Genomic DNA, 15,359 nt, shown 5'->3' on the forward strand with positions numbered 1-15,359 from the left:
TAATAATCAAACATTGTTTGTTGACGTAAATGAAAAAACTTGTAGCTTCCGGCGATTTCCTTAGGTATTATTAACTATGGAACACAGCAAATCCTTATGTTTCTTAGTAAATATAGGGATGTCCATTAGAGTCTATCTGAAAAGATAGGCTCTTTTTTTAAAGTTAAAGCTAAGTTTTTATTAATCTATAAAATATTTTGTTGTCAGTGATATTAATCTCTTATATCATTTTAATTACGTGGTCGGGAAAGAGGACTATGTAATTTTAAATCCTGGGGAGGATATTTATGAGAAAGATTAAGTTTGCTGGAGTAGCTGCTGCCACATTATTAGCTATTTCACCAGTCGCAACAAATGCGTTGGGTAATACGGAGGGTGTTGCTCAAGCAGCAACCACAGATACAACATCTACACCAAGTTTTGGTTCAATCATCGAAACAATCCTTAATAAAGTAACTGACTATATTAAGGGGTTACAAGACAAAGGTACAGACAGTACTGCAAAACCAGAAACATCTGCTGCTCAAAAAGCTGTTGATGATATCAATGGTTTGAAAGATACTTACACATTTGATGAGAAAAATGTGGCTACATGGAAATCATTCTCAGCTCTTTACAATGCCAATAATATCGAGAAACAAGATATTGCTGTATTGACAGATGCATTGTATCCATCATTGAAATTGGATGACAAGACAGTTGCTGAGATCAAGGCTGCTGATAACTTGAAAGTAACTATTTCAGGTGCTGCTGACAACTCTGATTTTAAGAAGACAATCATGAACATGGTAAATAACGGAAATGGTCAACAATTCCAAGTTAACATCCAAGTTACTGATTCAAAAGCTGACAATCCTGATGCTACATTAGTTAACAAGACAATTACATTTGTTAACAACAAACAAGTAACTGTTCCTTCAACTAGTTTAGCTATTAAGTATACTAGTCCAGTTAGCTTGCCTGTTGGATCAAGCGTACTTGAACAAACATTGACAAGCAGTGTCAATGATCAAGTTACAAATGAGGCTGGAGCAACTGTAAAACCTGCATCAGTAAACGCTGGTGATTTTTACAAGACAGCTAACGATGCAATTGCCGGAACTAATAAATTAGGACTTGGCGCAAACTTCAATGTTGATGGAGCTACATACTATCAACCAGTTACACTAACTTTTGACAAAAACGCTGTTGATATTTCAAAGATCTACAATGAAATGATCACAACTGGTGAAAAAGTTTTAACTCTTAATGGTGAAAACGTTGGATCAAATGCAATTAAAGGCAATACGATTACATATGTTCGTACTATCCAAGTTGGTGCGGGTTTCGTAAATCCTGACAACAACAATAACAACGAAAATAACAACAACAACAACACAAATACTGAAAATGGTATCTGGGTTGAAGACTCAACTATTGGTACTGTTCAAGTTAAGAACAGCACTGCATCACTTTACAACGATGACAACGACATCACTAACCGTGCTTTAGCTGCTAACTCATCATGGGCTACTGACAAGAGCCGTGTTAACTCAAAGACTGGCTTGAAACAATATCACGTTTCAACTCACGAATGGGTAAACGCTAGTGATATCACATTTACATCAAAAGATGGCAACACAACTAACAACAACGGATCAACTTCAGGTTTGAACAATATCACAGACCTACAGGGTTACCACGCTGTTAAATTAGACGGACCTACAGGTTTCGTTTACGCACTTTACTCACAAAACGGTACACGTTCAAACCGTGGATTAGCAGGTTTGACTTCATGGTACACAGACAAGTCAGCAACTGATAACCAAGGTAACACATACTACCGTGTATCAACTGACGAATGGGTACGTGCAAGTACAGGCGTTACATTAAACTAATTCGTTAAACAACTTTTTGTAAAAATATATTATTCAAAAAAACAAGCATTAGCCTTAATTGGCTAGTGCTTGTTTTAATTGGTAGCATTTCTCATAGCTGCGTCGTTTTGTGCTGCGGAGTTGTCTCGTGCATCGGACAAACTGCCATTAAATAGCGTGAGTCCTAAGTGTAGTCGTGGAGAATATAATTTAGTTTTTGAAATGATTTTAAATGTGTCTTGATTGTTGTCAAAACTCCCTTCACCTTGCATGTTTGGTGTGCCTGAAACAACCAACTGATTGCCGGAGACTCTATAGCTGGCATTGTCTAATCCTGCACCAGCTTTCATGCTCCAGTAGATCATGGAATTAGACTCTGCACTGAAACTGACGAAAGCTCCACCGTTGCCATCTTCTGTAAAGATTTTTCCTTCAAAGTATGAAGCAGGGATACTTTCGTTGCTTGAACCTTTTGATTCAGTAAATTTAGAATTGCTTGATGAATCATTTGTGTTTGAACTGTCTGTTTCTTCAGTCGATTCTGTATTCTCAGAGTCAGTCTTTCCAGTCATATTGTCGTACTTCTCTTTGGAATAACTCTTGAACCAGTCGACGTCATCCTTGCCACGATTGTTGACCTTGTTGTAGTCAGTCAAATCGCTAGTTTTGTTATAGTCTCCGTAAATGCCGAGGTAAGTCTTGTTACGCTTAACTCTGATGCCGATTTTCAGATACTTGGCAGTCTTGCTACCAGAAGTTTTACCTTTGATCATGTAGGTGTCGCTATTTAGTTGCTTGTATTGAACGCTGTTCAGTTTGAGCTTGCCGACAGACACTTGATCATTTTGAAATTCCATTCCGACAAAATTTTTCTTAGTGTCGCCATTTTTTCCATAATAGCCACTGTAAACGCCGGGCACACCAGAGTGGAATTTTTGCGATGTCGAATTGTTAGCCGATTTACTCCCGCAGGCTGCTAATACTAGAAACATCAACAATCCCATCACGATGAGTCCGATTGATTTCTTTTTCATGTAATCTCCCCTAAAAATATTAATATATTTATATTATAGGAAAATACTCGTTCTGTATAGGTCATGGATTGATGAAAATCAGATTAAATGTAAGTAACAAATCGTGGTCAAATGGGATGTTTAAGGTGTTTTTAAGCTGATTCATAGTATAATGAAAGTAATATTTTTTACTCGGGGGTAGGGGATATGTTGAAAAAATTATGGTGGGTGGTGAATGTGATCTGGGCGGCCATATTTGTCAGCGGCGCCGTTTTTCTATTAGTTAGAAAATACGATGCTGCCGGCATTTATCAGACCACGGAATTGCGCTTGTCGGCACTAGCTGTCGAAGGAGCATTCTTGATTTTTATCGGCCTATGCCAAGCACTGGCATACTATTTCATCAAAAGATCATCGCAAGTTCATCATCAATAAATGAAAAAACAGGTTCAGGATATCATTGATATCTTGGACCTGTTTTGGTGTGTGGATTAGTAGTAAATTCAGTGAATTTGTCATGAAGTAATGCAAAATATCAGCAAGTTGAAATTAACTATAAGTAAATTGATATTTTGATTGATAATTCACAAATAATTTTATATGCTATGTAATAGTAAAGAACTATACCAAACGGGGGAATATAGGGATGAATAAAATTAAGTTTGCTGGAGTTGCTGCAGCAGCTTTGCTAGCAATCACGCCAGCCACGACGACAACGTTGGCTGCAAGCAATAATGTGGAGCCAGTGGGGACAAGTAAGGCAGTTGGAGATTCAATAAATTTTAATGATCTATTAAATAAAGTTGGTAATTATTTTGTCGATCAGATTAAACAATTGATAAATAATAAACAACCGAACAATACACCTGCTTCGGCTGAAGATCAGGCTACTGCTGTGATAAATGGGATTAAGGATGTTTCATATGATGAAAACCATCCCATTTCTATCTATAGTTCAGATTTTGATGGAAAAATTGCTACGCCAATTGATTCCGATACATTTGCACATTTACTTGGTGACATTGGTCTTACAAATGAAGGCCAAGGGAAAATTATTGCAAGCGGTGCAAAATATAGATATAGAATTTCTGGAACATCATCAGATACTCCGGATGATATAATCACCAAAATTAATCAGTTGCATGAAGGAAACGGAAATCAAGTTGTATTAACTTTTGAAAGTTTAGATTCAAATAATCAAGTTAAAAATAAAAAGAGTGTTACTTTTACAAACAACATTAAGGCTGTAACGACGGCAAATAGTTTGAATATTAATTATAAGACGCCGATTTATGTTCCTGTCGGAAGCAAAACACAAGATGTACAACTTTCTAACAGTGCTACTGGGAATACCACGGTGGATAATAATCATGGACAAAATGTTGCCTTTAAAGCAATGAAAGCATGGAGCCTTTATAGTAATCAAGAGAATGCACGTAATTTCAATCATCCACTAGATTTGGGAACAAAATTCATGCAAAAAGATGCAACATACTATCAACCAGTAACCATCTATTTTGATCCTAATAAAATAAACATTAATGATTTGACTCAAGAATCAATGCAATCACAAGATACAGTATTCAATATTAATGGTCAAAATGTAAAATGGGAACAAATCAACCAACATGATTTGCAGAACAGTGTGACTTACGTTCGTGAAATCAAAGTAGGTCAAGAACCAACTAAACCTAACGACAACAATAATAACAACAACAACCAAAACAACAACGGCAACAAAGATGACAACCAAAAGCCTACTAACCCGGCTGATCCTGTTGGTGTTTGGAAGACTGAAGATCACAATGGTATCGTTGCTGTCGGCAGTCACGTTGCTGACTTAGTTGATGAGGATAGTTCATATACTACTCGTTCACTTGCACCACACACTAAGTGGCAAACTAATGCTACTCGTGTAAATACTGTAACTGGTGCTAAGCAATATCGTGTTTCAACTAACGAATGGGTCAGTGCTGAAGACGTTAACTTCCAAGATGCAGCACCTAAATTTTTCAACAACGTACTCCAATATCCTGGTTACCAAACTGTTCACTTAGCTGGTCCTAGCGGATTCATTTACGCTTTATTCAATCAAGATGGCGTAAGACTTGATCGTGCTCTTCAAGGAGACTCTGCTTGGGCAACTGACGAACGTGCTACCGACTTTGACGGCAACATCTATTACCGTGTATCCACAAACGAATGGGTCAAGACCGGTAACGGCGTTTCTGTTAATTAAAAAAATTTGCAAACTAAAAGGGACTCGCATCTGCGGGTCCCTTATTTTATTGGTCTGATTTTCGATGAGCCTTTTGGTCGTTCTTCAATATCCGACCATGCTCGATCTCGTATGGAATCGTTTCTCTTTCGGTCACTAACTTGACTATCCGTTGTGGCGACTTGATCATTTGGAAGCTCTTCGTAATGTTGGCAGTAAAGATAAAGAGCAAGAGTGAAAATTGTAAAGCAATGGGTAGTGTGTTTTTCATTTATTCTCCTAAAATTATGGTATCTATAAGTATATCATGAATCTGACTTTTTAAATAGTGGCTTTGATAATTATTTTTCTTTTCAAAATATATGAGAATTTATATTGAAACCGATTACAAATCATGAAATAATGTACAGACTGGGTTGAAAAATTAATCACAAACTAGTTATTTGGGAGGAATTAGATTGATGACTAAAAAGAGGATGACTCAACTATTTTTGACGCTAATAGCATTAGTTCTTGGTGTGTTCTTTAGCCAACAACAAGCTGATGCTAGTAAGGTAGAAGACTATCCAAACGTTTTGGATGTGTCAGCAACACCATCTGCTGATTTTTACAAGGCAGGAACTTCAGTTAACAAGTATTCGCATTTTTCAGATATGGGTGCTTGGCATGGATATTATTTGCCAAAAGAAGGGGATGCTTCGATGTACGGCGGGTTCGTTGGCCCAATGATCGTTGCAGAAGAATATCCAGTCAACTTATCCAAGCAGATTTCAAAACTGAATTTGACGAATGCAACGACTGGCAAAGCTTATGATTTCAAAAATGCTAAACACGAATTCGTATATTATCCAGGACGCTTGCACCAAGAATATGTATTCACTGATTTGACAGTGTCGATGGACTTGATTTTTGCTAGCGACCGCACGGCTTTGATCAGAACTAACATTAGAAATACTAGCTCCAAGACCTTAGAATTAAAGGCCAACTGGACTGGCGACATTTTGAATAAATTAACTATTGGAAGCAAGACGACTGACTTGCAACAAAGCTTGTCTGCCAACGACAATGGCGTGCAGGTCAACTTTGAAACGGTTAGAAATTCATCCAGCTATATGACGACTGACCAGAATAAATTTGACGTAACTTACAGCCAACCAATCACGACGCAAGTTGATGGCAACAACTATATCAGCAGTTTGAACAACAATATTAAGCTTGCTGCAAACGATTCGACTGATATTTTTACCACTGAATCATACGTTTTTACCAATGAAGAACTGGCAACTGAAAGAGCTAACTCAGCCAGTTATTTCGACAATGGCTTGAGCTACTTCACGAAAAACGATCAACGTTGGGAAAACTATCTCGACAAGACTGAAACAAGTAACACAACTGCTCGTGATAAAAAATTGAATCGTGCGGCAGTTAAGAGTATGGAAACTCTCAACACTAACTGGTTGAGTCCAGCTGGTAAACTCAAGCATGACGGTATTGTTCCAGCAATGGGTGACCGCTGGTTCGTTGGCCTCTGGGCTTGGGATTCATGGAAAGAAGCTACTGCAGTAGCTGAATATGATCCACAACTTGCCGAAAGCGTTGTTCGTTCGTTGTTTGACTATCAGATTCAACCGGACGACAGCTTGAGACCACAAGACGCTGGGATGATCCCAGATGCAATTTTTTACAATCAAGACCAATATCGTGGTGGCGATGGTATCAACTGGAATGAACGTAACTCTAAACCACCATTAGCTGCATGGTCAGTATGGCAAATTTATCAACAAAATCACGATAAAGAATTCTTAGCCGAAATGTATCCTAAACTAGTTGAATATCACAACTGGTGGTACACGAATCGTGACCACAACCATGACGGTTTAGCTGAATACGGTGCAACGGTGCACGACTTGCATTACAAGACTGTAAACGGTCAAAAGGTGCCTGATACAGACGAGATCATCTTAGGTGCTGCTTGGGAATCTGGAATGGATAATGCCGTGAGATTTGACGCCGAAGGTGCCGGTAAGGACGACCAAGGTGTTCAAGTTTTGGAGAATAAAAATTCTGACGGTAAGACAGTTGGATTCTCGATCAATCAAGAATCCGTTGACCTAAACTCATATCTTTATGCTGAAAAAGGTTATCTAGCATCAATGGCTAAAGTTTTAGGCAAAGATTCAGATGTAACTGAATATACTGATGAAGCTAAGACTTTAAGAGATAAGATCAATCAAAAGATGTACGACAAGAAGACTGGTTTTTACTACGACTTGCAGTTCGTTGGCGACAAAGAACAAATGGTCTCAGAACGTGGTAAGGGTACGGAAGGCTGGATCCCACTGTGGGCCAAAGTTTCCAACCAAAAAGAAGCTGGAACAGTTAAGGATGTCATGATGAATCCGGCAATGTTCAACACTTATATGCCACTGCCAACTACTGCTCGCGACAGTAAGAAATTTACATCGACTAGATACTGGCGTGGACCAGTTTGGCTAGATCAAGCATTCTTTGGTATCGAAGGCTTGCAAAACTACGGCTTTCAAAAAGATGCCGATACTTTGACTAACAAGCTTTACGATCACGCTGAAGGATTGTTGGGAGATGGTCCAATTAGAGAAAACTACAATCCATTGAACGGTCAAGGATTGAACTCAGAAAACTTTAGTTGGTCAGCCAGCGTATTCTACATGTTGCATCATGACGTGTTTGGAAATGGCAAGACAACTTCTCAGACAGCTTTTTCAATCGATGAATAATTAGGCGTCCACTTCGGTGGGCGTTTTTCTATTAACAAGTAATTCGTTACAACTACATAACAAGATTTTTAAAAGTTTGCTAAGAGTATATTCACTCGATTACTTTTTGAAAAGTTAAGGTATAATGAATTACAACAGAAGTATTAAAAAGGTGGTAAAAAAATGCTTGAAAATGTGAATGGTATCGTCAAAGTTAATCAAGATGAACGATACGTCGTTTTCTTATTCGATACTTATGAAGCAAACCGCAAGATGCTCCAAGATAAATTTGTTAAGGGTCAATCATCATGGTACACCGATGCTAAGGGGACAGGTGACGATGGTAAGGTATTCTACCGCATTGCCCAGGATAGCGAATGGATCGAAGCGGAGTACGTTGATTTTATTGAGACAAATGACTAATTAGTGATTATAGGCGGACTGACTGGGGGACCAGTTGGTCTTTTTTTGTAGGCTAGAAAGATAAGCCGTTTGTTCCAAACTCGCAAACCATTCGGTTTACTGTTTTATAGTCTAAACGCGCAGAACCCAAGCTGGGTGCTACTGCATAAGCCTGTCAAAGACTGCGGGGTGTTGCGCACCCACTCCGTCTCTGCCAGTCTTATGCTCCCACCCAAGACGCTTGGGTTAGCGCTCTGAAACGCGAGAAAGTCACACTGAAGCAGGTCACATAAGCTTGTCTAACACTCTGGGGTCTGACGGACCCCGCCGTATTAGCCAATCTTATGTTCGAGCTTCACCCAGTGTGATTTCACGCTCTGATTTCTTAAATTTTTCCAAACTTTATTTAGATAAAGTTACGTTTCACTGTAGTGTATTGATTGTCTATTTTTGTAACCGTAAACTAAACCTAACAATAAAAATTGGGGGAAACGTCAATGAATAAAAAATGGGTGGTTTCCACGGCCTTTGCAAGTTTCCTTGCGGCTGTTGGAATTTCAACAACTACGTCCCACGTACGTGCTTCGGTTTCAGCTAATGATAAAGACGAAAACGATACTGACGCTGACCAACAAGATCTCGAAAATCAAGGCGCGGTTAAAGATCCTACTGTTGCTAGTGTTATGGATGCGCAGGGTGCTCCTGTGACTGAATCTGTTCCTAGCGACGAATCTGTTTCTGCTACTTCTGATGATTCGACTTCTGACGACAAGTCAACTTCTGCTAGCGTTCAATCTTCTACTGAAGCTCCAACTGACAATGAGACTGACACTACTACAAATTCGACTGATTCATCTCAAACTGTTAACAATGCTTTAAGTGCTTCGACTCAGAGCAGCACGGCTGATCCTGCTTCTGAACAAGCTACGCAATCTGCACCAGTTGCTAGTTCAGATTCTAGTGAGTCTGCGGCTACTTCTTCTACTTCTGCTGACAGCAGTTCTGAAGATGCAAACGGTCAAACAAGCACCGGCACAACTGTAAAAACTGCACCTGGTTTTTCAAAGGAAGTTCAAGCTGCTATTTCAGCTTCACCTGAGACTAACTCACAAGTGTTGCCAACTAACGATGGTACTGTACTAGAAAGAAGTGCTACTTCTGATGGTGCAGTTACTCAAGCTGCCACAAATTCAGAACAAGACGAATTTTTAGCAATGGCTGCTCCAATGGCTGAAAAAGCTGCCGGTGAATATGGCTTATATACATCAGTTATGCTTGCTCAAGCTATTTTGGAAAGTGGCTGGGGCCAATCTGATTTAGCAACTGAAGCCAACAACTTATTTGGTATCAAAGGTGACTACAATGGTGCCTATGTTTCCATGCCTACTAGTGAGTGGAGTGCTGATCAAGGTTGGTACAAGATCTACGCTAACTTTAGAAAGTATCCTAGCTATTACGAGTCATTCCTCGACAATGCTGATAAGCTCAGAAATGGTATCAGCGGCAGTTCGACTTTTTACAGTGGGACTTGGAAAGAAAATACTACTTCATACAAGGATGCAACTGCTTGGTTGCAAGGCCGTTACGCAACTGCGCCTAACTATGCCTCAACTTTGAACAATATTATTGAGACTTACAATTTGACTCAATACGATACTGATTCAGAGACAAATCCTAATTTGAACGATAACAATAATTCTTCTGGCAATAATGAAAATACCGGATCAACAACTAATCCAGATACTAACGTTGGTGGGACTCAAACTGCGTTGGACGACGTGGCTGTGGTCACTAACCTTGACAATGCTCCAATTTATACAGACGCATATATCAACCAACCTTCAGCTCGTGCTTTAGGCTATGGTACTGCTTGGAAATTGGCATCTAAAGTGGTCGACGAAAGCGGCAATGTGTTCTATCAAGTTTCAACGCACGAATTCGTCTTGGCTACCGATGTGCAATTGCAATCACAAGGTGGAACTACGACTGAACCTCCTGTAAAAATTGATGATACGGTCATCGTAACTGGAGACTCCGGTGCTCCTGTTTATAGTGCTGCAAATATGAATTCAGCTACTAGCAAAGTCTTGCCTTATTCATCAGAATGGAAGACGACAACTTACGTAACTGATAGCGACAACAACACGTTCTTCTTAGTAGGTTCAAACGCCTATGTATTAGCTTCTGATGTTGTGCAAAAATCTAAGATCGGTTCAAATGACGAATATTTGAATGATACAACTGTGGATTATCCTGATATCTTGAAGGTCATCACTGCGCCTAGTGCTAAGCTTTACGATACTAAGCATAACTTGCTATCAACTAGTTTAACTAATGGCACTGACTGGAGAACTGACAAGAAGTCAACTCACGCTGACGGTACTGTGTGGTATCGTGTGTCAACTGACCAATGGGTCAGTGCGTCTGATGTCCAAGTCTTAGGATCAAACTACGTTAAGACTGTTCAAGGTACTGTAAAAATCAACTATATCCCTGGATATGGTGTAAATGTTTATAACAGTCCAGCTGCCAACAACAAGTTCACCGGAACTCGTTTAGCTGATGGTACAACATGGAAAGTAACATCAAAACAAATCGTTGACGGCCAAACTTGGTACGAAGTACCAGCTGGCTGGGTAAACGGTAAGTATTGCTTGTTTACTCCTGCAAATTAATGTTTTCTTTGAGCCGCCGCCTTTTTTAGGAAGGCGGCTTTTTTATATTATTCATTAGACAAGGAGTGAAACATATGTGTTCACCAAGATTGGATCTTGGGCAATTTGGCAATATGAAAATAACCAAAGATTTTTTGTTACAGGAAAATCAAGTAGTGCAGATGTACATTAAAGATGATTTCGAATTCGATGATGATGTATATGCAATTTTTTCAGTTGATAATTGTGAACATGGAAAGTCGATAGTTTGTCATCTAAAACATGGAATTTTTTTCGTAGACCGTACGTCTGTAAAGTTAATCAATTCCTATTGGAAACACAATTTTAGAGGTTTTTTGATTTCAAAAGCGATAGCAAGGATTTCAAAATTGACCGATCACTTACCACTTGTTGATGGACACATTGTTTATGTACCGATGTCAGGAAAGAGAAGTAGAAACCCAGATTGGGTGGGACTTCACCATGTAGAAGATTATTCAGAATTTGCAGGGAAAGCGACTATTAAGACTACTGGAGGGATGTTACTGCAATTGAACATCTGTGGTATGTCGCTTCAGAAAAAAGTCCATGACGGCAGTTTTATGAGCGAATTTCATTTAGGAATAATTACCAATACTGTCCGACGTTATGGCAGTTTCAAGGTAGATTCTTCAAAGGCAGGAATCACTAATAAGTTCATACATTGTTCATGTCGATTCCACTCGTTGATTCCCCGCAGTGAAGAAGAAGTTCACCAGTTCTGGAGTAATTTATTCACCGTCTTATTTAATGAATTAGCTAAATCTGACGTTACGATGTCAGTTGCCAAGTCATTTAGGGTCATATCTAGTTTATTTAATAAAGTTCGTCGCTGGTGACGCAAAAAGCCCGTTTACGCGGGCTTTTTATTTTTGCTGTTATTTTAGATTACGCATTTATCGGCGTTTATTTTTTTCAGTGACGATTATTATTACATTTAATTTTTCGTTATATTGTCCCTACCACAAGCGCTTGTGAGTTTGGAAAAGGGGACTCGCAATGGATTTACAAGACGGTTTTATCGCAGCAATGGAGAATGAAAAACTAATCTATGGAGTATTGAAACGACTCCACATCTACATCACCAATGACAACTACCAAGATTTTTTTCAAGAAGCACTGATCATTTACGCTGAATCGTATGTCGAGTATCAACGGAAAAATCAACCAATGGATAAGTTCAATGTCTATATTTTTCAAAAATTAGTCTGGCGACTGACTGATCTATTACGCAAGGAACAAACTTTTTTCAATGTTCATTCTTTAGAGGTGTTTGATTTTGATCGGGTCGAACAGGAGGAATCAGACGAAATGCTGTCCGAGATCAATCTCGATAATCTGACTGAACCAGAAAAACGACTATTTTTTGACTGTTTTATTGAAAAAATTCCGTTAGTGAAACTTAGTTCAAAATACCATTGTAGTGCTCGTAACCTGCGGTATAAAAGGAATTCTCTTCGTGAAAAACTCTGTAAAATGCTTTCATAATAATCAAAATTTAATACTTATAGTTTACTTTAAGGTTACATATGTGTAACTTTAGTATATGGTACAGACCGATTTGATAAAATTTGGTTATTAAGAAATTTGGGGGATCAATGATGATGTTTAATAAAAAACTAATTGCCAGTGCGGTAACTTCCGTTGCTTTGGCGGGTATGGGGTTCGTAACTACACAAGTAGCACCGCAAGCAGCTACTCAGGAAGTACACGCTGACGCATGGGTCAACGACTATATTTCGAAGAATAATATCAAACCAGTCGGTATCGAGAATCGTGAAGGTACTTTTAATCAATGGTTTGGTTATGAGAATGGTGTCGGAAAACCGGAAGGTGTGTTGATTCACGAAACTGCAACACCTAATGCAACAGCGGAAAATGAAGTTAGTTATTTCAACAATCATTGGAAGAAACTTTCAACATACGTCCATGCATTTATTGATGGAAACAAGATCATCAACATCAAGAACACTAACTATGGTGTCTGGGGTGCTGGATATACAGCTAACCAAAAGTATATCCAAGTAGAATTGTGTAACGTCAACACAGCTGACCAATTTGCTCGTTCAATTTCAAACGATGCTTATTACACTGCAGCTAAGTTGATCCAATATAATTTGCCTTTTGTGCCTAACAAAACAGTTGTAACGCATAAACAAGCTGCAAGCTGGTGGCACGATACTAACCATACAGATCCAGATGGTTATTTAGCTCGTTGGGGTTACGATATGAACCAATTCAATGACTTAGTTGGCAAGTATTACAACAACCTCAAGGACCATGGCACGACTGACGACCAAAATGGTCAAACTACTCAACCATCAACACCGGATCCAAATAAACATGTCGGACGCGTTAATGTTAACAATCCTGACAGTTTTGCCAGTCCATTAGTATCCTTTAACGGTGATACTATGAAAGACGTTGTTAACCGTGGTTTAGGAAACAACACTCCATGGTATACCGATCAACAAAAGCAGCATGATGGACACACTTACTACCGTGTATCTACCAACGAATGGGTATCTGATCAATACGCAACCTTTACTGCTGAGTAAGCATGTTAAAAGAGTTTCACAACTCCCTAGATGAATTTCTCAATTAACGAAGAATGCTTATATATAAACGAAGAGCTGGCCATAGGTCAGCTCTTTTTTGTTCCAATCCTGAAAATTTTTTCTCTTAAAGACTGAATGCCTGCAATAGGGTTTACAGGATATCGTTAGGATGATAAAAATTTTGTTTTGAGAACGAAGGTGAGAATGCGATGAACAATTGGTTTGTAAAACGTCAACGGTTATTTGAAGCTGTCATTTTAGGAATCTATTTTTGTTATTTCGCAATTCTTAGGATATTCATCGTTCCTTTTGGCGACGATCAATTCTGGTGGGGTCCAGCGGGTAAGTTCTTGATGGATCACCACTTTTTTACCTTGGAAAATCAACAATATATTGGTGGCTCTAGCAACGGACGCTACGTCTCCAATTTGTCGATGATCTATACGACGCACCATCCGATCTTGATGTACTTGCTATTTGCAGTCGCCAGCACCCTGTTGGTTTGGATGATCTATCGTCTGACTAGTCGTAAGTTTATCGTGTTTATCTTAGCCTTGTGTCTGCCGTTCTCATTAAGTATCTCGTTTCAAACTACCACTTGGTTTTGGTACGCAGCTTTCATCAATTACGTCACCGGTGCCGTATTCATCTTTAGCTATTTACTGCTTTTGAAGCGTGATTGGTTTGAAAAAAATCTGACTGATTCTTGGATATTAACTTGTGCTGTGTTTGTCTTATCCGTATTCGGTGGATTGATTGTTGAGCATATTACCTTATATCAACTAGCAATTAGCATTTTTTCCGTAATAGTTTCGTATTTTATTTATCATAAGATTAATAAATATCAGTTGGCATATTTGGTAGGTGCAATCGCTAGTGCAGTGATAATGTTCTCAAATGGCTCATATTGGGCCCACACGCAATATCGTTCCGTATCGCCGTCAATTAGTCGAAGTCTAGTTACTTATGCCCAGACATCGCATTTTTGGGTAATAACGACCAATTTTTGGTTGATCTTACTATTATGTCTGATGATTTTAGTGTATAACTGGCAAAACGTTAAACAGTCAGTCGTTAAGCAAGTCTTGATTTTCAGTTCAATCGGCTTCTTACTCTATTATTTAATCGTCAATCTCTACTTAGGGAAGCTGAAGTTGCAACAAAGCTTCTTGCCATTGATCAATTCCGATGGCTTCCTGGCCCTAGATAGCTTGATGTCGTTATTGTTTATCGCATATTTATTCGTGTCAGCTTGGTTCATCGTTGATACAAGATTGAGATACGTTTTGATATTTTGTTTAGTTTCGTTCCTATTTCTAATTGCTCCATTTTTAGTCATCGTTCAACCTAATTCAGCTCGAGAATTCTTTAATGGGGTACTGTTCCTATACTTGTACGGATTTTTATTGTTGAACCGAATCGTTTTCAAACCCAAGTGGATCGAACGTCTGCTAGTCATTGTTGCAGCAGTACTGTTGATAGGTTCAGCCAGTTATACACTGCAGGCAAACATCAAGAACCATGTCGCATATTCCAACCGAACAGAAGAATTAACCACACCAGGTGGATTTTCGCAGAAACTGCAGGTGCCTTATCCCTTGTGCATGCCGAATCAAGACTTGTATATCACCCAAGATAGCATCAGATACTGGCAGCTATACCGACAACATGATTTTTGGCAACGATTGTGGGTGTTCGATTATACAAAATAATTGATTAAATTTATAAAAGTCGAGTGGATCTCGGCTTTTTTTGTGAAGAAATAATTTTGACATATCATTCATAAATGAAGCTTAAGGATGCGGATGAAAGCGTTATATTGAAATAATAGGTTCATATTACTGAAAATTTCTTTAGGTTGACGTTAAGTACACAATTCCTATG

12 protein-coding genes are annotated in these 15,359 nt (G+C 38.8%); 10 read left to right on the forward strand and 2 right to left on the reverse strand.

Annotated features, from left to right (window positions below; genetic code table 11):
* Positions 1-287 precede the first annotated feature (287 nt).
* The gene (locus tag LKF16_RS10475; protein ID WP_291471680.1) at positions 288-1,877 is read left to right on the forward strand and encodes a hypothetical protein; all 1,590 of its coding nucleotides are present in this window, start codon (positions 288-290) and stop codon (positions 1,875-1,877) included.
* Positions 1,878-1,951: 74 nt separating this feature from the next.
* Here LKF16_RS10475 and LKF16_RS10480 read toward each other — a convergent pair whose 3' ends face one another.
* Positions 1,952-2,890: a hypothetical protein gene (locus LKF16_RS10480; RefSeq protein WP_291471678.1), complete on the reverse strand. Its 939-nt coding sequence runs from the start codon at positions 2,888-2,890 to the stop codon at positions 1,952-1,954.
* 186 nt (positions 2,891-3,076) lie between these two features.
* Between LKF16_RS10480 and LKF16_RS10485 the strand changes: the two genes are divergently transcribed.
* Positions 3,077-3,304: a DUF3923 family protein gene (locus LKF16_RS10485; protein WP_291471676.1), complete on the forward strand. Its 228-nt coding sequence runs from the start codon at positions 3,077-3,079 to the stop codon at positions 3,302-3,304.
* Between the two features lie 211 nt (positions 3,305-3,515).
* Entirely contained in the window at positions 3,516-5,108 is a 1,593-nt protein-coding gene (locus LKF16_RS10490) for a hypothetical protein (RefSeq protein ID WP_291471674.1), read from the forward strand.
* Positions 5,109-5,154: 46 nt separating this feature from the next.
* Here the strand turns inward: LKF16_RS10490 and LKF16_RS10495 are convergent, their stop codons facing one another.
* Entirely contained in the window at positions 5,155-5,358 is a 204-nt protein-coding gene (locus LKF16_RS10495; RefSeq protein ID WP_291471672.1) for a hypothetical protein, read from the reverse strand.
* Positions 5,359-5,548: 190 nt separating this feature from the next.
* Here LKF16_RS10495 and LKF16_RS10500 point away from each other — a divergent pair, with 190 nt between their 5' ends.
* From LKF16_RS10500 to LKF16_RS10530, 7 genes are all read left to right on the forward strand, one after another.
* The gene (locus tag LKF16_RS10500) at positions 5,549-7,843 is read left to right on the forward strand and encodes an MGH1-like glycoside hydrolase domain-containing protein (RefSeq protein WP_291471670.1); all 2,295 of its coding nucleotides are present in this window, start codon (positions 5,549-5,551) and stop codon (positions 7,841-7,843) included.
* Positions 7,844-8,005: 162 nt separating this feature from the next.
* Positions 8,006-8,245 carry a hypothetical protein gene (locus LKF16_RS10505; RefSeq protein ID WP_291471668.1) on the forward strand — a complete coding sequence of 80 codons (240 nt, stop codon included), beginning with the start codon at positions 8,006-8,008 and terminating at the stop codon, positions 8,243-8,245.
* Positions 8,246-8,721: 476 nt separating this feature from the next.
* On the forward strand, positions 8,722-10,899 hold the full coding sequence (locus LKF16_RS10510) for a glycoside hydrolase family 73 protein (protein WP_291471666.1): 2,178 nt from the start codon (positions 8,722-8,724) through the stop codon (positions 10,897-10,899).
* Positions 10,900-11,267: 368 nt separating this feature from the next.
* The gene (locus LKF16_RS10515; RefSeq protein WP_291471664.1) at positions 11,268-11,756 is read left to right on the forward strand and encodes a hypothetical protein; all 489 of its coding nucleotides are present in this window, start codon (positions 11,268-11,270) and stop codon (positions 11,754-11,756) included.
* Positions 11,757-11,916: 160 nt separating this feature from the next.
* Positions 11,917-12,405: a sigma-70 family RNA polymerase sigma factor gene (locus LKF16_RS10520; protein WP_291471662.1), complete on the forward strand. Its 489-nt coding sequence runs from the start codon at positions 11,917-11,919 to the stop codon at positions 12,403-12,405.
* Positions 12,406-12,518: 113 nt separating this feature from the next.
* Positions 12,519-13,475 (forward strand): peptidoglycan recognition protein family protein, encoded by a 957-nt coding sequence (locus LKF16_RS10525; protein ID WP_291471660.1) that lies wholly within the window; start codon positions 12,519-12,521, stop codon positions 13,473-13,475.
* 209 nt (positions 13,476-13,684) lie between these two features.
* Entirely contained in the window at positions 13,685-15,187 is a 1,503-nt protein-coding gene (locus tag LKF16_RS10530; protein WP_291471658.1) for a DUF6056 family protein, read from the forward strand.
* Positions 15,188-15,359 lie beyond the last annotated feature (172 nt).

This window comes from Companilactobacillus sp. (genome assembly GCF_022484265.1).
Classification (GTDB): Bacteria; Bacillota; Bacilli; order Lactobacillales; family Lactobacillaceae; genus Companilactobacillus.